The organism is uncultured Ruegeria sp., from assembly GCF_947497005.1.
Taxonomy (GTDB): Bacteria; Pseudomonadota; Alphaproteobacteria; order Rhodobacterales; family Rhodobacteraceae; genus Ruegeria.
Map to the genome: position 1 here is coordinate 158950 of NZ_CANMFF010000008.1, position 17744 is coordinate 176693.

Consider the following 17744-nt stretch of genomic DNA (forward strand, 5'->3'; position numbering starts at 1 on the left):
GGTTTTCGCACCCGTCTTTATGATTGGGCCACCCTTAGTGTGGGAAAGGCCAGAGTCTGAGTTTCTCTTTCGCGACGCGCCACAACTGCGCCAGCCCGTGCGGTTCGAGGATCAGGAACATGACGATCAGTGCGCCTACGATCACCAGCTGCAGATGGGCCACGATATCCGTGGGCCAGCCGAGCACATCGACGCCGACGACCTTCAGGACCACCGGCAACAGCACAAGGAACGCGGCCCCGGCAAATGAACCGAAAATAGACCCTAATCCGCCGATAATAACCATGAACAGCACAAGGAACGATTTCTGAATGCCGAACACCTCGCCCACTTCGACCGCGCCAAGATAGACCGAGAAGAACAGCGCTCCGGCGATACCCACAAAGAATGAGCTGACGGCAAAGGCGGTCAGCTTCGCCTTCAACGGGTTCACCCCGATGATCTCGGCCGCGATGTCCATATCGCGGATCGCCATCCATTTGCGGCCCGTGGTGCCGCGCGTCAGGTTGCGCGCCAGAATGGCGCAGAGTGTCAGGAAGATCAGGCAGAACAGATAGGTCGCCCAGGCCGAAGCATTCGGGCCGGTGATAACAATACCGAACACATCCCGCTCGGGCGAGTTGATCTGGCCCGACGCTGAATAGTTGTAGAACCACGGCACCCGGTTGAACAGCCACACCAGGAAGAACTGCGCCGCCAGTGTCGCCACGGCCAGATAGAATCCCTTGATCCGAAGGCTTGGCAAGCCGAACAGCACACCCACGATGGCCGTTATCCCACCGGCAAGGATCACATGAATGAACATGCTGACATCCGGAAATGCCGTCATCAGCTTGTAACAGGCATAGGCCCCCACTGCCATAAAACCGCCGGTGCCCAGCGAGACCTGCCCGCAATAACCCACGAGAATGTTCAGCCCGATCGCCGCAATCGCATAGATCAGGAAAGGCAAAAGCAACGCGTTCGCCCAGTAATCGTTGATGATGAACGGAATGATCCCGAACGCCACCGCCAGAACTGCATAGTACCGGTACCGATCGAACTTGATCGGGAAAGTCTGGCTGTCAGCTGTGTAAGAGGTTTTAAAATCTCCAGCCTCACGATAGAACATATCTTACCTTCCCCATTCTTCCTGCGCCCGGTTACGGGTCACGACGTCCAATTGTCTCGACGATTTGGCGTAACCACTCTGCTCGGTCACCCGCACCAGTTTCATGTAGGCCACGATCCCGGTCACCAACCCCGCAAACGCCAGGATGGCAGCAATCACCAACTGGCCCTCAGTCAGACCTTCGGCGGTGAGCGCCAGATAACCAAACGCCCAGAACCCCGCCCACGCAATCACGTTGATGATGGAGATCAGCTTGGTCATGCCCTACACCCTCTCGATAATCTTTTCGCCGAACAGACCCTGCGGCCGGAACACCAGGAAGATCAGCGCCAGCACGTAGGCGAACCAATTCTCGGTCGCGCCACCGACCATCGGGCCAATAGCAAACTCGAACAGTTTCTCGCCTACACCGATGATCAGGCCGCCAACGATAGCGCCGGGGATCGAAGTGAACCCGCCCAGCATCAGCACCGGCAGTGCCTTGAGCGCGATCAGCGACAATGAGAACTGCACACCCGACTTGGTGCCCCACATGATACCCGCGACCAAGGCGACGAAACCTGCAACCGACCAGACCATAATCCAGATGAAGTTCAGCGAGATACCCACCGACAGCGCCGCCTGATGGTCATCCGCCACTGCACGCATCGCCCGGCCCTGTTTGGTGTACTGGCTGAACGCGACCAAGGCCGCCACCAGCAGCGCCGCAATCACCGTCGCCACGATATCCAGATTGTCGATGAAGAAGCCGTAGTCGAAGAAGTTGAACGTCGTCTCGTCTATCCATAGGTTGATGCCCTGCGGCAGACCCACATTCAGCGTCTTGATCTCAGACCCCCACATCAGGTCGGCCACACCCTCAAGGAAGTATGCCAGACCAATGGTCGCCATGAACAGAATGATTGGCTCTTGCCCGACCAGGTGACGCATCACGAACCGCTGTACGGCCCAGGCCAGCAAGACCATCACCGCCATCGTCAAAATGATCGCCAGCAATGCGGGTACGGTCCAGCCAAAATTATAGACATGTGTGCCAAAGGTGGCATTGATCACATGGGCAAACGGCACCTGTCCGTTCATGATCCCGACTAAAGTCATCGCCGCAAACAGGGCCATAACCCCTTGCGCATAATTGAAAATCCCCGACGCTTTGTAGATCAGCACAAAGCCCAGCGCGACCAGCGCATAGAGCACCCCGGCCATCAGACCGTTGAGGATGACCTCCATCGCGAAGATAAGTTGTTCAGGCATAAGTGCCTCCCCAAATTTCTGCCCGGAAATCAGTCATGGCTGACGCCCAGATAGGCGTCGATGACTTCTTGGTTATTGCGCACCTCGTCGGGGGTGCCGTCACCGATCTTCTTGCCGTAATCCATCACGACCACCCGGTCGCTCAGGTCCATCACAACGCCCATGTCGTGTTCAATCAAGGCAATGGTGGTTCCGAATTCGTCATTCACGTCGAGGATAAACCGGCTCATGTCCTCTTTCTCTTCGACATTCATGCCCGCCATCGGCTCGTCCAGCAGCAGCAGCTTGGGCTCGGCCGCAAGCGCACGGGCCAGTTCGACCCGCTTTTTCAAACCGTAAGGCAGGCGCGACACCGGTGTTTTGCGGATATGCTGGATTTCAAGGAAATCGATCATCTTCTCGACTGCCTCGCGGTTTTCAACCTCTTCCGACTCGGCTTTGCCCTTCCACAATGCCTGCTGGAAAATGTTGGTCTTCATATAGCCCAACCTTCCGGTCATCACGTTATCCAGCACGCTCATCCCTTCGAACAAGGCGATGTTCTGGAACGTGCGCGCGATTCCCTGCTGTGCCACCTCAAAGGGTCGCATTTGCGGGCGTTTGGCCCCGTGAAACCAGACCTCACCCTCTTGCGGAACATAAAAGCCTGAAATCACGTTCAGCATCGAGGACTTACCGGCGCCATTCGGCCCGATGATGGCGCGGATCTCACCCTCACGAATATCGAACGAGATATCCTTGATCGCCACCACGCCGCCAAAGCGCAGAGTGATGTTTTTCATCTCCATCACCACGCCGCCGATCTTGCGGCCGTCTTCGGTGACATATCCTTCAGCGTTATCCAGCATCAATCACTCCCTGACTTGCGCAAAAACGGGACGGCGGGCGCGGCGATGAACGCAGGTCGAGCGGCGCTCGAATGACCCTCATTCCGCCGCTACCTTGTGCTGCGCAACCGTCACAACCGGCGCATCGACAATCTCCAGCGTCGCAGAAATCGAGCCCTTTCGACCATCCTCATAGGTCACTTCGGTCGTGGTCGACACGCTCTTGGACCCGTCATAAAGCGCCGCGATGATGTCGTGGAACTTGTCCTCGACAAACCCGCGCCGCACCTTCCGGGTCCGGGTCATCTCACCATCATCCGCATCCAGTTCCTTATGCAGAACCACAAAACGATGCACCTGACAGCCCGACAGCATCTCGTCCGCCGCAACCGACTTGTTCACCTCTTCCACATGGGACTTGATCGTCTCTAACACACGGGGATGACCGGCGAGTTCCTGATACGAGGCATAGGCCACATTATTGCGCTCGGCCCAGTTGCCCACCGCCGTCAGGTCAATGTTGATGAAGGCCACGCAGCGATCCTTGCCATTACCGAACAGCACGACCTCGAGAATATCGGGGAAGAACTTGAGTTTGTTCTCGACATATTTCGGCGCGAACATCGAGCCGTCTGCCATCTTGCCCACATCCTTGGCCCGGTCGATGATCCGCAGATGGCCCGAGCTTTCTTCGATGAACCCGGCATCGCCGGTGGCCACCCAGCCCTCGGCATCTTTGGTCGATGCAGTGGAAGCCGGGTTATTGAAGTATTCGACAAACACCCCCGGTGAGCGGTAGTGGATTTCGCCGCTGTCGTCGATTTTCAGCTCCACATCCGGTGCCGGGACACCGACCGTATCCGCACGCACTTCGCCATCCGGCTGGACAGTGATGAACACGGTGGCCTCGGTCTGACCGTAAAGCTGCTTCAGGTTGATGCCCAAAGAACGGTAGAAATCAAAGATTTCCGGCCCGATCGCCTCACCCGCTGTATAACCCACGCGGAAGCGGCCATAGCCCAGCGTATCCTTGAGCGGGCCATAAACCAGCAGATTGCCCAGCGCGTATATCAATTTGTCGCCAAACCCTACCGGCTTGCCGTCCAACAGCAGACCACCGACCCTTTTGGCGTGGGCCATAAAGTGATGGAACATACGCTGTTTCAGTTTGCCCGCGTCCTCCATCCGGATCATCACATTGGTCAGCTGCGTCTCGAACACACGCGGCGGGGCGAAGAAATAGGTCGGTCCGATCTCGCGCAGGTCGGTCATCATCGTGTCAGCACTTTCAGGGCAGTTCACGCAGAAGCCGCACCAATAGGCCTGCCCAATCGAGAAGATGAAATCGCCCACCCACGCCATCGGCAAATAAGACAGGATGTCCTCGTTCCGGTTCAGATGGTCGAACTCGGCCGAGTTCTTGGCGCTTTCGATCACGTTGCGGTTCGACAGCACCACGCCCTTGGGCTTGCCAGTTGTTCCGCTGGTATAAAGCATCACGCAGGTGTCGTCATAGGTGAGCTCGGCGATGCGCTTATCCAGCTCGGCATCAAACCGTGCATGACCAGCGCTGCCTTCGGCCTTAATGTCGTCCAGCGCGTTCATCTGGGAGTGGTCGTATTTCCGCATCCCGCGCTTGTCGGTGTAGAGGATGTGCTTGATCTGATGCACATTTTCCTGAATTTCGATGACCTTGTCGACCTGTTCCTGATCACCGCAGACGACATATTTCGCGCCGCAATGCTCCATCACATAGGTCATCTCTTCCGCAACCGCGTCCTGATAAAGCGGCACCGGAACAGCACCCACCATCTGCGCCGCGACCATCGACCAGTAATGCGCCGGACGGTTACGCCCGATCACCGCAATATGGTCGCCCCGCGCAACACCGATTTCCAGGAAACCCAGAGCGAGCGCGCGAATCTCCTTCGCCGCTTCAGCCCAGGTCCAGCATTGCCAGATCCCGAATTCTTTTTCCCGATAGGCCGGGGCATCCCCGAACTGGGTCGCATTGCGGTGTAGCAGCGCCGGAAGGGACTGCATCCCTTCAGCGCCCGACTGCGTCTGAGCCAATCTTCCTCTCCTCCCCACCCGACCCTTTCTTCAGGTCGGAAATGGCGGGTCCGGGATAGTGCCCGAACGCCATTGCCCCGATTAGGAGCATGAGCACGATCAGCGTCAAGTTTTGCCTGATGTTTTCTCAATTCTTACGAATTGTAACAAAGGTATCGGGCATCTTCCGAGCGGTAAGAAATGTACCACTTGCAAAAAATCGACAAGTTTTAGGCATTTGTTAGCCGTTAAAACTCATCTACGGCGAGCACTTACCATCTGCTAAATCTATGGTCGCAGACCCTCCAACATAGGTTTTGTTTTCACCAACCTTTGAACCGTAAAAATCGATCTGCAATTTGAGCAAAGAGACATCCGGAGAATCCTCGATTTGCTGGGCAAATTTCAGCACTCCTTCAAGGCGTGAACTGCAAAACTCAGGAATGATGGCGTAGAAGTCATCTGCGGTGGCGACCCGATTTCCCGGAACATACACTGCAAGTCCGTTTTTTGATTCACCCGCATCATCGATGTTTTCAAAGAACCCCAGCTCCACAGCATTCCAATCAAGCTCGATTTGATCAGCAAGGGCGGGTGCAACAGGAATCAAAGTTAGAAGCACACACAGAAAACCCAAATTCTTAAACATGGAGAATTCCTTCCTACAACCAATCCCGCAAAATCGGGATCAACGGCACATCGGCCGCGGGCATCGGGTAGTTTCGCAAGTCATTCGCGCGCACCCATTTCAGCGCCTGCCCTTCCTTTGACTGCGGAATACCCTCCCACTTGCGGCAGGCGAACAGAGGCATCAGCAGGTGGAAGTCATCATAGCTGTGGCTGGCGAAGGTCAGCGGCGCAAGGCAGGAGGCCCAGGTGTCGATGCCCAGTTCCTCGTGCAATTCGCGGATCAGGGCGGCCTCGGGGGTTTCGTCGGGTTCGATCTTGCCGCCGGGGAATTCCCAGAGGCCGGCCATGGATTTACCTTCGGGACGTTGCGCCAACAGCACGCGGCCTTCGATGTCGATCAGGGCGACAGCAGACACTAATACTGTCTTCACGAGCGATAATCCGCGTTGATCTCGATATAGCCGTGGGTCAGATCACAGGTCCAAACGGTAGATTTGCCCTCGCCCAGCCCCAGATCCACCGCGATCACCAGGTCCTTACCTTGCATATAGGCCGACGCGCCTTCCTCGCAGTAGTTGGGACTGACCCAGCCTTTTTCAGCGACCAGAATGTCACCGAAAGAGATGCTCAGCAGGTCGCGATCCGCAGCTGCACCCGATTTGCCGATGGCCATGACAATGCGGCCCCAGTTCGGGTCTTCCCCGGCAATGGCGGTCTTGACCAGCGGAGAGTTGGCGATGGCCAGTCCGTGGGTTTTGGCGTCCGTGTCCGATGCGGCCCCGGTGACACGAATTTCCACAAATTTCGTGGCGCCTTCTCCGTCGCGCACTACTTGTTGCGCAAGGTCCAGCATCACCGTTTCAAGCGCCTGTGCGAAGGCGGTATTGCCGGTGGTATCGATGCCCGAGGCTCCGGTGGCGCAAAGAAGCAGGCTGTCTGAGGTGGAGGTGTCACTGTCCACTGTAATGCAGTTGAACGTCCTATCCGTTTGCGCGCCCAGCATTTCCTGCAATGCAGATTGCTCGATCTGCGCGTCGGTGAAAATGTAAACCAGCATGGTTGCCATGTCCGGTGCGATCATGCCTGATCCCTTGGCAATCCCTGCAATAGAGACTGGTTTACCATCAATCTCGACCTGTGCACTGGCGCCTTTCGGGAACGTATCCGTTGTCATGATCGCCCGCGCGGCATCTTCGATCGCGTGACGGCTGAGATCAGCCTTCAGCGTCTCAAGCTGAGCCACGATGCGGTCATGTGGCAGCGGCTCACCAATCACGCCGGTCGATGACGTAAAGACCCGCTCAGCAGAAACGCCGGTGGCCTTGGAGACAGCCTGCGTCACCTCAGCCACTGATGTTTGACCATAATGGCCGGTGAACGCGTTGGCGTTGCCCGAGTTCACCAGAATCGCCGCCGGTCCATCGCTGGACCCGCCGATTTTCTCCTGACAATCCAGCACCGGCGCGGCACGGGTGGCCGAGCGGGTGAAGACCCCGGCCACCGATGTACCCGGGTCCAGAACCGCCAGCATGACGTCGGTGCGACCCTGATAACGTACCCCCGCGTCGACGGTGGCAAAGCGCACACCGTCAATCGCGGGAAGATCGGGAAATGACGCTGGAGCCAGCGGCGAAACCTTGGTGATAGTGGCCACGGGTCTTTACTCCTGAATCAGGTCCAGTTGGCGCATGACCTCGGGGCCTACACCTTCCAGCGCGGGGCGCTCGATCTGCGCCTGCTGCGTCAGTTCATCGATCCGCGCCTGAATGGCGTCCTGTTGGATCGTCTGGGCCAGTTCATCGCGCACGACATCCAGTTCGGGTGCCTCGGTTTTGCGTTTGTCATTCAACTTGACCAGATGCCAGCCGAACTGGGTTTGAACCGGATCCGACACCTGCCCTTTTTCCAGCGTGATCACTGCACCCTCAAATTCGGGCACCATCTGACCCGGGCCAAACCATCCCAGTGCACCGCCATTGGGGCCGGACGGGCCGGTCGAGTTCTCGCGCGCAAGCTCGGCAAAGTCGGCACCGTCATCAAGTTGAACCTTGAGCGCTTTGGCTTCATCTTCCGTCTCAACCAGAATATGGCTGGCGTCGAATTCATCTTCACCGGCAAATTCGTTAAACCGCGCGTCATAGGCGGCCTGAATGGCCTCGTCCGTGACGACGGTTTCGGTCAGGGCTGCGACGGTCTGAACCGCCTGAAGCGACCGCTTTTCATTGTCGAGTGTCAGCGCGTTCTGTGTGTTCAGACCATCCTGTTGCTGCCCCAGCAATTGCTGCTGGATCAGCTGCTCCAGCACGAAATCGAACAGAACATCATCTTCGGCCTGCTGATATTGCGCCGGCAGAGAAGCGACAGTGGCGATCACGTGACCCAGTGTGATCTCATCGTCGTTTACCCGTGCAACAACGGTTGACGCATCCGGCTGGGTTTCGGCGGCCAACGGCAGCGCCATCACGGCAGTCAGAGCCAGCGATGGCAGAAAAGTGAGGCCTTTGGGCATTGAATCATCCTATTTCCTTGCCGCGACAGGGCGCGGCGTTGACACTCTGGAACCTGCCGCTTACATCGCTTTGAAGCCTTGGACAGGGCCGCCTTTCACCCCCCGTATCTATGGGTTGCGCGCAAGGTGGGCAAGCCTGTCGCAACCACGATAAGAACAGATCCGCTGGAGTGAACATGCTGGGACTCGGAACGCTTGCCAAAAAGGTGTTCGGAACACCGAACGACCGCAAGATCAAGGCGACCCGCCCGCTGGTCGAAAAGATCAACGCGCTGGAACCCGAGTTCGAAAAGCTGTCGGATCAGGGCCTGATCGGCAAGACCGAAGAACTGCGCAAACGCGCGCTGGATGGCGAAAGCCTGGATGATTTGCTGCCCGAAGCCTTTGCCAACGTGCGCGAAGGTGCCAAGCGGTCGCTGGGCTTGCGGGCCTTTGATGTGCAGCTGATGGGCGGCGCCTTCCTGCATCAGGGCAACATCTCGGAAATGAAGACGGGTGAAGGCAAGACGCTGGTCGCAACCTTTCCTGCATATCTGAACGCGCTGACCGGCAAGGGCGTGCATGTGGTCACGGTGAACGAATACCTGGCCAAGCGAGACTCGGAATGGATGGGCAAGGTCTTTGCTTCCGTGGGCATGACCACCGGCGTGATCTGGTCGGGTCAGCCCGACGCGGAAAAACTGGCCGCCTATTCCTGTGACATCACCTATGCCACCAACAATGAGCTGGGTTTCGATTATCTGCGCGACAACATGAAGGCGGATTTGGAACAGGTTTACCAGAAACACCACAATTTCGCGATTGTGGACGAGGTCGACTCGATCCTGATCGACGAGGCGCGGACGCCGCTGATCATCTCGGGGCCTGCGCAGGACCGTTCGGACCTTTACACCGCCATTGATGCACTCATCCCATCGTTAAGCGACGAGCATTACACTCTGGACGAAAAGTCGCGCAATGTGACTTTCACCGATGAGGGCAACGAGTTTCTTGAGGCCCAACTGATTCAGGCAGGTCTGATACCCGAAGGCCATTCCCTTTATGATCCGGAAAGCACGACCGTTGTGCACCATGTCAATCAGGGTCTGCGCGCGCACAAGCTGTTCCAGCGCGACAAGGATTACATCGTCCGCGACGGCAATGTGGTTCTGATCGATGAATTCACCGGCCGCATGATGCCGGGCCGCCGCCTGTCCGAAGGCTTGCATCAGGCCATCGAAGCCAAGGAAGGCGTTCAGATTCAGCCAGAGAATGTGACGCTGGCCAGTGTGACCTTCCAGAATTATTTCCGCCTTTATCAAAAACTGGCCGGGATGACCGGGACCGCCCTGACCGAAGCTGAGGAATTCGCTGAAATCTACGGGCTGGGCGTGGTCGAAGTTCCAACCAACAAGCCGATTGCGCGTATCGACGAGGACGATCAGGTCTATCGCACCGCGATGGAGAAATACGGCGCGATGATCAGCGAAACCCAAAAGGCGCAGGAAAAGGGCCAGCCGGTCCTGCTTGGCACCACCTCGATCGAGAAATCGGAGCTGCTGAGCCAGATGCTGACAAAGGAAGGCATTGAACATAACGTTCTGAACGCCCGCCAGCACGAGCAAGAGGCGCAGATCGTTGCCGATGCAGGTCGTTTGGGCGCGGTGACCATTGCCACCAACATGGCAGGTCGCGGCACTGACATTCAGCTGGGCGGCAATGTCGATATGCAGGTACTGAAAGCGCTGGCTGAAAGCCCCGAGGCTGACCCGTCAGAGTTGCGGGCCGCCGAAGAAGCGCGCCATTCGGAAGAAAAAGAAAAGGTACTGAGTGCCGGTGGTTTGTACGTTATGGCGTCCGAGCGCCACGAAAGCCGCCGCATCGACAACCAGTTGCGCGGCCGTTCGGGCCGTCAGGGTGACCCGGGCCGTACCGTGTTCTACCTGAGCCTTGAAGACGACCTGATGCGCATCTTTGGCTCGGAACGTCTGGACAAGGTGCTGACCACGCTGGGCATGAAAGAAGGCGAGGCGATCGTCCACCCCTGGGTGAACAAGTCCCTGGAACGTGCGCAATCCAAAGTCGAAGGCCGCAACTTTGACATGCGCAAGAACGTTTTGAAATTTGACGACGTGATGAACGACCAGCGTAAGGTGATCTTCAACCAGCGTCGCGAAATCATGTCAGCCAATGACCTGTCCGAGATCGTCTCGGACATGCGCGAACAGGTGATCGACGACCTGATTGACGAATACATGCCACCGAAATCCTATGCCGATCAGTGGGATACCGACGGTCTGCACGAGGCGATCAAGGACAAGCTGACCATCGACGCCCCGGTTCAGGACTGGGCCGCCGAAGAAGGCGTGGATGACGAGCAGGTGCGCGAGCGTCTGGTCAAATCCGCTGATGAGATGATGGCACAGAAGGCAGTCGCCTTTGGCCCTGAAAACATGCGCAATATCGAAAAGCAGGTTCTGTTGCAGACCATCGACAGCAAGTGGCGCGAGCATCTGCTGACGCTGGAACATCTGCGCTCGGTCGTGGGTTTCCGTGGATACGCCCAGCGTGATCCGCTGAACGAATACAAGAACGAAAGCTTCCAGCTGTTCGAAAGTATGCTGGATTCCCTGCGCGAAACCGTGACACAGCAATTGTCGCGCGTGCGTCCGCTGACCGAAGAAGAACAGAAAGAAATGCTGGCGCAGATGGCCGCGCAACAGGCGCAGGCACAGCAGGTTGTAGAAAAAGCCACTGATCAGGCCGAAGCAAAGGCCGAAGCTGCGGCTTCTGGCGATGCGCTTCCGGGATTCGACGAAAACGATCCATCAACCTGGGGCAATCCTTCCCGTAACGATCCCTGCCCGTGCGGTTCAGGCAAGAAATTCAAACACTGCCATGGCCGCCTGACCTAACGTCACCACCCTAAATCCACAATGTGTTCGTCTCGCGGCCACAAATTGGCCGCGATTCGTGGCAAGAGTGCGATTTGCTCCTTCAACTGGGGAGGGTGTTTTGTTTGTAGTTCGAAACTACGTAACCATGTGCGGAACGGTCGCTTGTGCTTTGGGCATTGGCTATCTGATGCAAAACGGATCGCCTGCGCAGCCTGTCAGCGCGCAGGACGGTGTCGATGTCGCGTCGGCATCCAAACAGTCTTCGGTTCTGTCGGGACTGGATGGTATTGTACTGACTTCGGCTACGGCGTCCAACGCGGCTCCGGACGCTGCAGCGCCCGAAACCCGGGCGGTTCCGTCGACCCCCAAGGTTTCGGATTGCAGTATAAGCGCCCGTGCCGATGCGGTTCCTGGTGCGATGGCCCGCGTGTCGCTCAAAGCGCCGTGCCACAGGAACGAGCGGGTTGAAATCCACCATAGCGGTCTGACGCTTAGTCACAAAACCGACGACTCCGGTGCGTTGGGCATAACGATCCCTGCGCTATCGGAATATGCAATTTTCCTGATTTCGTTCGAAAATGAAACCGGCACTGTCGCCACCACTCACGTCACCGATATTGCCGAATTTGACCGCGTTGCCCTGCAGTGGCGCGGTGACACTGAATTGCAGATCCACGCGCTGGAGTTTGGTGCAAGCTATGGCTCAAAAGGCCATGTGTGGGATGATGCCTCGGCAAATGGCGCAGGACAGGTTTTGCGCCTGGGTCAGCCCGGGTTGGGTGAAGCGCAAAATATCGAAGTGTATTCATTTCCTGCGGGCACATCGGATCAGTCCGGCACAATCGACCTGACCGTCGAAGCCGAAGTGACCGAGGCAAATTGCGGGCACACATTGAATGTGCAGGCGCTGGAACTGCTGTCAGATCGCCGCTTGCGGTCGCGCGATATGTCACTGTCCCTGCCAGATTGTTCACAGACAGGTGAGTTTCTGGTGTTGAATAATCTGCTCTCAGACCTGACAATTGCGGCAAAGTAATCCGCAGGCAGGCTCGACTCTCGTATGACATTTTTCCGTGCGGCAATGACCGCGCTGTTTTCAGTTGCAGTTGCAACCGGCGCTGTGGCGCAGGATATCACGCTGACCTCGCATGACGGCAAGGTTGAAGTGACCGGCAACCTGCTGGGCTTTGACGGGGAATTCTACCGCGTCGATACACAGTTTGGTGAATTGACTGTCGATGGTTCGGGCGTCACCTGTGATGGTCCCGCCTGCCCCAACCTGACCGATTTCGTGGCCGAGTTGCGGTTTTCCGGGTCATCAGTAATGGCCGAAACGGTCTTACCTGCCCTGATCATCGGCTTTGCCCGGCAAGAAGGGCTGACTGCGACACCTGCCCGCGTGGATTCGGATACCTTTGTCTATGAGCTGCATCAGACAGGCCGTCACGCCCCTTTGGCGCGATTCTTCTTTGACGTCAGCACGACGGATCAAGGCTTTGCCAACCTGATCGACGATCAGGCGGATATCGTGATGGCTCTGCGCGAAGTGCGCGAGGCTGAACAGGCGGCAGCTGAAGCCGCCGGGTTGGGCGATCTCAAACGGACACGACGATCCAGAGTTGTTGCATTGGACGCCATGGTCCCGGTGGTGGCCCGGGACAGTGTGATACGTCAAATCTCGCTCGCCGATTTGGCGCGTGTTTTGTCCGGCGAAGTCGACAATTGGGTAGACTTCGGCGGACCGGATGCGCCGATTGCTTTGCATGTACCGGATGCAGGGTCCGGACTTGCGCAGGCGATCGAAGATCAGGTCTTGAATACTGCCGGTGTAGATGTGGCTGAAACCGCGATCCGCCATGTTCGCACGCGTGACCTGATCGAGGCAGTCGCCAAAGACCCGTTTTCCATCGGCATCGCCAGCAAGGCGTCGGCCGACATCACCCGAGCTTTGCCGTTGACCGGTGGGTGTGGACATCCGCTGGCCGCGACTCGCCAAACGATCAAGACCGAGGATTATCCGCTGAATCTGCCGATGTTCCTCTACTTGCCTGATCGTCGCCTGCCACGGATTGCTCGACAGTTTCTGGCCTACAGCCTTAGCCCTGAAGCCCAAATGACGATTCGTGACGCAGGCTATGTGGATCAATCGCCCGAAACCTTGCCCGTCAGCGTGCAGGGCGACCGACTTGCCAATGCCGTCACCACAGGCGGATCCGAAGTTGGGTTGGAGGAGCTTCAGCGCATGATCGGAACGCTTCGTCCCCTGTCGCGCCTGTCTCTATCGGTTCGGTTCGAGCCCGGTTCCTCGCGCCCGGATGCGCAGTCGCGATCCAACATTCAACAGCTGGCGCAGATGCTTGAGGCCGGAACCCTGAACGTTCGCAGGTTGGTGTTTGCAGGTTTTAGTGACGGGGACGGAGGGGCCGCTGCCAACGCGCGCATCGCGCTGCGGCGCGCGCAAACTGTGCGGAACGCGGTGCTGGCTGCGGCAGAAACATCGATCCCCGACAGCATCGAGCTGTCCACCGAAGGGTTCGGCGAAGCCATGCCCATGGCCTGCGACGACACCGAATGGGGTCGTAAGGTCAACCGCCGGGTCGAGATCTGGGTGCAGTAGTCGTCACAGAAAACCTTCGGACCGGAAGCTCAGCTCGGTCGATTTTCCGATGATCAGGTGGTCGTGCAGGGTTAGACCCAGGGCCGAACAGGCATCCTGAATACGGGTGGTCATGTCGATATCCGACTGCGAAGGCGTAGGATCGCCGGATGGGTGGTTATGCACCAGGATAAGGGCTGAAGCATTCAATTCCAGCGCCCGTTTAGCTACTTCGCGTGGGTAAACCGGTACATGATCGACGGTGCCTTTGGCCTGTTCCTCATCCGCGATCAGCACGTTCTTGCGATCCAGGTAGAAGACTCGAAATTGCTCGATCTCACGATGGGCCATTGTTGTATGACAGTAATCCAGCAGCGCGTCCCAGCCCGAGATCACATGTCGCTGCATCACCCGCGCGCGGGCCATCCGATGGGCACATGCCTCAAGAATCTTCAAGTCTGTGATTACAGTATCCCCCACGCCCTTGATCTGGCGCAGCCTTTCCTCTGGCGCTGTCAGAACACGGTTGAAATCACCAAAAGCATCCATCAGCACCCGTGCCAGTGGCTTCACGTCCTGCCGCGGGATGGAGCGGAACAGCGCCAGTTCCAGCAGCTCATAATCCGGCATCGCCGCCGACCCGCCCGCCATGAAGCGTTCGCGCAGCCGCTTGCGATGGTCTTTGATGTAGGAGGGTAACCGACCAGAGGGCAACGGCTGCGCTGGCGCTTCGTCCGTATCAAACAGCATGGGGGCTTCGGCAAAGGCGTCCTGAGTCATACGTTTAACCTGACCCAGAATGGGTTTCTGAATGGTTAACGCATCTCACCCGCCATACGCGCCGTAGCGCGGCGGATGATCATATGTAGAAGTATCGAGAAAACGCCCAGCGTCAGCATTGCTGCAAACATCAGGTCAGTCTTGGCGCGGCCATTGGCCAGCAGCATCAGATAGCCCAACCCTTGCGACGAGCCGACCCATTCACCGATCACCGCCCCAATCGGCGCATAGACAGCCGCCAGCCGCATCCCCGAGGCCAGCGAGGGCAGGGCAGCGGGAATACGGATATGCCACAGCACGGCCCGCTTGCTGGCCTGCATCGTACGGGCCAGATCCAGATAGCCCGGAGGCGTCCGCATCAAACCGTCAAAAAAGGACGAGGTGATCGGGAAATAGATAATCAGCACTGCCATCGCGACCTTGGACCAGAGCCCATAGCCCAGCCACAGGGTAAGCAGCGGGGCGAGCGCAAAAACCGGCAGCGCCTGCGTAAACACGAGCATCGGCTGTACCAACACGCGCGCGGCCCGGGAATTGGCCAGTTGCAAAGCGGTAACAACACCCAGCAACGTCCCGCACGCCAGACCTATCACCACTTCGATCGCGGTGATCCAGGTATGTTCCGCGATTAGCCAGCGGTTCTGCCACCAGGTCTCGGCCACCAATGCGGGCCCTGGCAGGATAAACTTTGGCAACCCGGTCAGGGTCACTATCCCTTGCCAGATGACCAGTGCAAACAACGTTGCGGCCAGTGCGGAAAAATACTTCATGCCGCATCTTCCCGCAGAAGCCGCAGCAAAGCACCCTGGGTTTCCAATGTCTCCAAATCATCCACGTTGCGTGGGGCCGGGGCGTGTGGTGGATCACACGGCGTCAATCCGTGTTCCGTCATGACGACAATGGATTGCCCCAAACGTGCCGCCTCCGCCGGGTCATGAGTCACAAGAAGGACGGTGCGGCCTTGCAAAGCTTCGGCGGCCAGTTCCTGCATGTCAGCGCGGGTGCGGGCATCCAGCGCTGAAAACGGCTCATCCAGCAAAACGATTGGGCGATCTTCCATCAGCGTCCGCGCCAATGCGACGCGCTGACGTTGCCCACCGGACAATTCGGGGGGTTTCTTGTTCATATGATCCTGCAAGCGCATTCGGTTGATCAGACGGTTGCGTCGATCCAGATCAACTTTTTCGCCCCGCAAACTCGCGCCAAGTGAGACATTTTGCGCAACATTCGCCCACGGCAACAGCAAGTCATCCTGAGCCATGTAGGCGACACGTTCAGGCACCGGCAGCCCATCGCTGGCAGTGATCCTGCCAGAGAAGGTGGCCCCGGTCGCCAGACCCGCAATCAGCCGTAAAACAGTGGTTTTGCCCACGCCCGAACCGCCAAGAAGACAGGTCCACTGCCCTGCCCCAAGGGTCAGGTTCAACGGCGCAAACAGAGTCGCGTCGTCGATTGTGGCCGAACCGCTGATCGTCAGATCGGGCGCAGGTGTCATGGGGTCAGGCCCATTTGCCAGAAATTGGCTTCCAGCTCAGTCGCCTTCCGGAAAGTCTCACACAGGCGACCCCAGCGGGGGGAAGCTTCGAAATCGGCGCCAATACGACGTGTTAGAGCCGAATCCAACAACACTCCAACCGCTTTGCAGGCCCCTTGATAATCGCCACCTGCATATGTGCTGATCCACTCGCGATAGGTCTCGGATGTTGCTTCGGACGTCAACCGTGCACCAATTTCGCCATAGCCCATGACGCAGGGTGCCAGAGCCGCCAGCAAGTCCAACAAATCACCGCTGTAACCCGCTTCCAGTACAAAACGCGTATAGGCCAGATTTTCAGCCCGTTCGGGCGTCGCGAAAAGCTCTTCCTGAGAAATCCCGGCCGTTTCACAGATACCGATATGCAGTTGCATTTCCTCGGCGACCAGAGCGTTCACCGTGCCCACAGCTGTAAGCATCTCGGAATGCGTTTCCGATTTTACCACTGCCAGCGCCCACGCGCGGCTGAAGTGGATCAGGAACACATAATCCTGACGCAGATAATGCAAGAACGCCTTATGCGGGAGGGTCCCGTCCTTCATGCCTTCGACAAAAGCGTGGCGGGTATAGTCCCGCCACGGCCCTTGCGCCGCGTCACGCATAAGCGTGAATGCTTTGCCGTAATCGCTCATTGCGCCGTAACATCGATGGTGATGTCGCTGACTGGATTGACACTGTCGATCATGCCGCTGTCAAACAGGAACTGCTCGAACCGTGAATACCGGCCTGCATCAAAACCCGCGGGACGCAGGGCAAAGCGGGTCAAAGTGTCAGTCCAGGCGCGCGCGTTCAGCTCATCCTGCAGTTCAGGCGAGGTACCCGAGAAGATTTCCCAGCTTTTTTCCGGGTTGTTGACGATATACTGTGTCGCTTTTTCAGTTGCGGCCAGGAAACGGGCAATCTTGTCTGCATCCGCGGTATCGGGGTTTGCGACATATATCAGCTCATCATAAGACGGCACGCCTTCTTCCTCGATATAGAAACACTTGCCCGGACGGCCTTCGATGTCCATCTGGTTCAGTTCGAAATTGCGATAGGCCCCGATGACCGCGTCCACCTGTCCCGACATGACTGACGGGCCAAGCGAGAAGTTGACGTTGATCAGTTCGACATCGCTCAGCGAAACGTCATATTTTCCGAGAACAGCGCCAAGAACGGCTTCTTCAACACCTGCGACCGAAAACCCTATCTTTTTCCCTTTGAGGTCTGCGGGTGTCTTGATCGGGCCGTCTTTCATGACCAGAAGACAATTCAGCGGGGTGGCGACCAGCGTGCCAACGCGCTTCAGCGGCAGGCCCTCATGGATCTGCAGGTGCAGTTGCGGCTGGTAGGACACCGCCAGATCGGCTTGACCAGCAGCCACCAGACGCGGTGGCGCGGACGGGTCGGCGGGTGGGACGATCTCAACCTCAAGCCCCTGCTCGGCGAAATAGCCGTTTTCCTTTGCTACGATGATGGGCCCATGGTCGGGGTTGATAAACCAGTCTAGCAGAACGGTCATCTTGTCCTCGGCCCAGGCTGGCGCGGCGGCCAGTAGGGCGATGGCTGTCATCAGCTTTTTCATCTCTCGCGTTTCCT

17 protein-coding genes are annotated in these 17744 nt (G+C 57.7%); 3 read left to right on the plus strand and 14 right to left on the minus strand.

The annotated features are described in order from the left end of the window. Positions 1-34: 34 nt before the first annotated feature. The 9 genes from Q0816_RS13245 to Q0816_RS13285 all read right to left on the minus strand — a co-directional run bounded on the left by Q0816_RS13245 (position 35) and on the right by Q0816_RS13285 (position 8380). On the minus strand, positions 35-1111 hold the full coding sequence (locus Q0816_RS13245) for a branched-chain amino acid ABC transporter permease (RefSeq protein ID WP_298851249.1): 1077 nt from the start codon (positions 1109-1111) through the stop codon (positions 35-37). Positions 1112-1114: 3 nt separating this feature from the next. Then, positions 1115-1372: a hypothetical protein gene (locus tag Q0816_RS13250; RefSeq protein WP_298851250.1), complete on the minus strand. Its 258-nt coding sequence runs from the start codon at positions 1370-1372 to the stop codon at positions 1115-1117. Between the two features lie 3 nt (positions 1373-1375). Further along, a complete protein-coding gene (locus Q0816_RS13255) occupies positions 1376-2362 on the minus strand; it encodes a branched-chain amino acid ABC transporter permease (protein WP_298851252.1) in 987 nt (328 codons plus the stop codon). A gap of 29 nt (positions 2363-2391) precedes the next feature. Then, positions 2392-3210, minus strand: coding sequence for an ABC transporter ATP-binding protein (locus Q0816_RS13260; protein WP_298851254.1), 819 nt, complete (start codon positions 3208-3210; stop codon positions 2392-2394). A gap of 78 nt (positions 3211-3288) precedes the next feature. Then, the gene (locus Q0816_RS13265) at positions 3289-5232 is read right to left on the minus strand and encodes an AMP-binding protein (RefSeq protein ID WP_298851486.1); all 1944 of its coding nucleotides are present in this window, start codon (positions 5230-5232) and stop codon (positions 3289-3291) included. Positions 5233-5500: 268 nt separating this feature from the next. Further along, a complete protein-coding gene (locus Q0816_RS13270; RefSeq protein ID WP_298851256.1) occupies positions 5501-5890 on the minus strand; it encodes a hypothetical protein in 390 nt (129 codons plus the stop codon). 13 nt (positions 5891-5903) lie between these two features. Next, positions 5904-6302 carry a (deoxy)nucleoside triphosphate pyrophosphohydrolase gene (locus Q0816_RS13275; RefSeq protein WP_170640962.1) on the minus strand — a complete coding sequence of 133 codons (399 nt, stop codon included), beginning with the start codon at positions 6300-6302 and terminating at the stop codon, positions 5904-5906. Continuing rightward, positions 6299-7525 (minus strand): bifunctional glutamate N-acetyltransferase/amino-acid acetyltransferase ArgJ, encoded by a 1227-nt coding sequence (argJ, locus tag Q0816_RS13280; protein ID WP_298851265.1) that lies wholly within the window; start codon positions 7523-7525, stop codon positions 6299-6301. The genes Q0816_RS13275 and argJ overlap by 4 nt, the downstream gene beginning before the upstream one ends. 6 nt (positions 7526-7531) lie before the next feature. Further along, entirely contained in the window at positions 7532-8380 is an 849-nt protein-coding gene (locus Q0816_RS13285; RefSeq protein ID WP_298851267.1) for a peptidylprolyl isomerase, read from the minus strand. Positions 8381-8556: 176 nt separating this feature from the next. On the opposite strand from Q0816_RS13285, the gene secA reads away from it, so the two are divergent. From secA to Q0816_RS13300, 3 genes are all read left to right on the plus strand, one after another. Then, positions 8557-11274 carry a preprotein translocase subunit SecA gene (secA, locus tag Q0816_RS13290; protein WP_298851269.1) on the plus strand — a complete coding sequence of 906 codons (2718 nt, stop codon included), beginning with the start codon at positions 8557-8559 and terminating at the stop codon, positions 11272-11274. Between the two features lie 100 nt (positions 11275-11374). Then, positions 11375-12292 (plus strand): hypothetical protein, encoded by a 918-nt coding sequence (locus tag Q0816_RS13295; protein WP_298851271.1) that lies wholly within the window; start codon positions 11375-11377, stop codon positions 12290-12292. A gap of 24 nt (positions 12293-12316) precedes the next feature. Then, positions 12317-13873, plus strand: coding sequence for a phosphate ABC transporter substrate-binding/OmpA family protein (locus tag Q0816_RS13300; RefSeq protein ID WP_298851274.1), 1557 nt, complete (start codon positions 12317-12319; stop codon positions 13871-13873). Between the two features lie 3 nt (positions 13874-13876). Here Q0816_RS13300 and radC read toward each other — a convergent pair whose 3' ends face one another. The 5 genes from radC to Q0816_RS13325 are packed head-to-tail and all read right to left on the minus strand — an operon-like array spanning position 13877 to position 17730. Beyond that, positions 13877-14632, minus strand: coding sequence for a DNA repair protein RadC (radC, locus tag Q0816_RS13305; RefSeq protein ID WP_298851276.1), 756 nt, complete (start codon positions 14630-14632; stop codon positions 13877-13879). A gap of 35 nt (positions 14633-14667) precedes the next feature. After that, positions 14668-15402: an ABC transporter permease gene (locus tag Q0816_RS13310; protein ID WP_298851277.1), complete on the minus strand. Its 735-nt coding sequence runs from the start codon at positions 15400-15402 to the stop codon at positions 14668-14670. Further along, positions 15399-16127, minus strand: a complete 729-nt coding sequence (locus Q0816_RS13315) for an ABC transporter ATP-binding protein (RefSeq protein WP_298851279.1) — start codon at positions 16125-16127, stop codon at positions 15399-15401. Before Q0816_RS13315 ends, Q0816_RS13310 begins: the two co-directional genes overlap by 4 nt. After that, on the minus strand, positions 16124-16798 hold the full coding sequence (gene tenA, locus Q0816_RS13320; protein ID WP_298851281.1) for a thiaminase II: 675 nt from the start codon (positions 16796-16798) through the stop codon (positions 16124-16126). The genes Q0816_RS13315 and tenA overlap by 4 nt, the downstream gene beginning before the upstream one ends. After that, positions 16795-17730, minus strand: coding sequence for an ABC transporter substrate-binding protein (locus Q0816_RS13325; RefSeq protein WP_298851283.1), 936 nt, complete (start codon positions 17728-17730; stop codon positions 16795-16797). The genes tenA and Q0816_RS13325 overlap by 4 nt, the downstream gene beginning before the upstream one ends. Positions 17731-17744: the final 14 nt, after the last annotated feature.

What these genes read in the sequence shown, in the direction of transcription:
- Q0816_RS13250 (WP_298851250.1), bottom strand. Translation starts at nt 1,372, where the DNA reads ATGACCAAGCTGATCTCCATCATCAACGTGATTGCGTGGGCGGGGTTC.
- Q0816_RS13245 (WP_298851249.1), bottom strand. Translation starts at nt 1,111, where the DNA reads ATGTTCTATCGTGAGGCTGGAGATTTTAAAACCTCTTACACAGCTGAC.
- Q0816_RS13260 (WP_298851254.1), bottom strand. Translation starts at nt 3,210, where the DNA reads ATGCTGGATAACGCTGAAGGATATGTCACCGAAGACGGCCGCAAGATC.
- Q0816_RS13325 (WP_298851283.1), bottom strand. Translation starts at nt 17,730, where the DNA reads ATGAAAAAGCTGATGACAGCCATCGCCCTACTGGCCGCCGCGCCAGCC.
- Q0816_RS13315 (WP_298851279.1), bottom strand. Translation starts at nt 16,127, where the DNA reads ATGACACCTGCGCCCGATCTGACGATCAGCGGTTCGGCCACAATCGAC.
- Q0816_RS13285 (WP_298851267.1), bottom strand. Translation starts at nt 8,380, where the DNA reads ATGCCCAAAGGCCTCACTTTTCTGCCATCGCTGGCTCTGACTGCCGTG.
- Q0816_RS13300 (WP_298851274.1), top strand. Translation starts at nt 12,317, where the DNA reads ATGACATTTTTCCGTGCGGCAATGACCGCGCTGTTTTCAGTTGCAGTT.
- tenA (WP_298851281.1), bottom strand. Translation starts at nt 16,798, where the DNA reads ATGAGCGATTACGGCAAAGCATTCACGCTTATGCGTGACGCGGCGCAA.
- Q0816_RS13255 (WP_298851252.1), bottom strand. Translation starts at nt 2,362, where the DNA reads ATGCCTGAACAACTTATCTTCGCGATGGAGGTCATCCTCAACGGTCTG.
- secA (WP_298851269.1), top strand. Translation starts at nt 8,557, where the DNA reads ATGCTGGGACTCGGAACGCTTGCCAAAAAGGTGTTCGGAACACCGAAC.
- Q0816_RS13310 (WP_298851277.1), bottom strand. Translation starts at nt 15,402, where the DNA reads ATGAAGTATTTTTCCGCACTGGCCGCAACGTTGTTTGCACTGGTCATC.
- Q0816_RS13270 (WP_298851256.1), bottom strand. Translation starts at nt 5,890, where the DNA reads ATGTTTAAGAATTTGGGTTTTCTGTGTGTGCTTCTAACTTTGATTCCT.
- Q0816_RS13265 (WP_298851486.1), bottom strand. Translation starts at nt 5,232, where the DNA reads ATGCAGTCCCTTCCGGCGCTGCTACACCGCAATGCGACCCAGTTCGGG.
- radC (WP_298851276.1), bottom strand. Translation starts at nt 14,632, where the DNA reads ATGACTCAGGACGCCTTTGCCGAAGCCCCCATGCTGTTTGATACGGAC.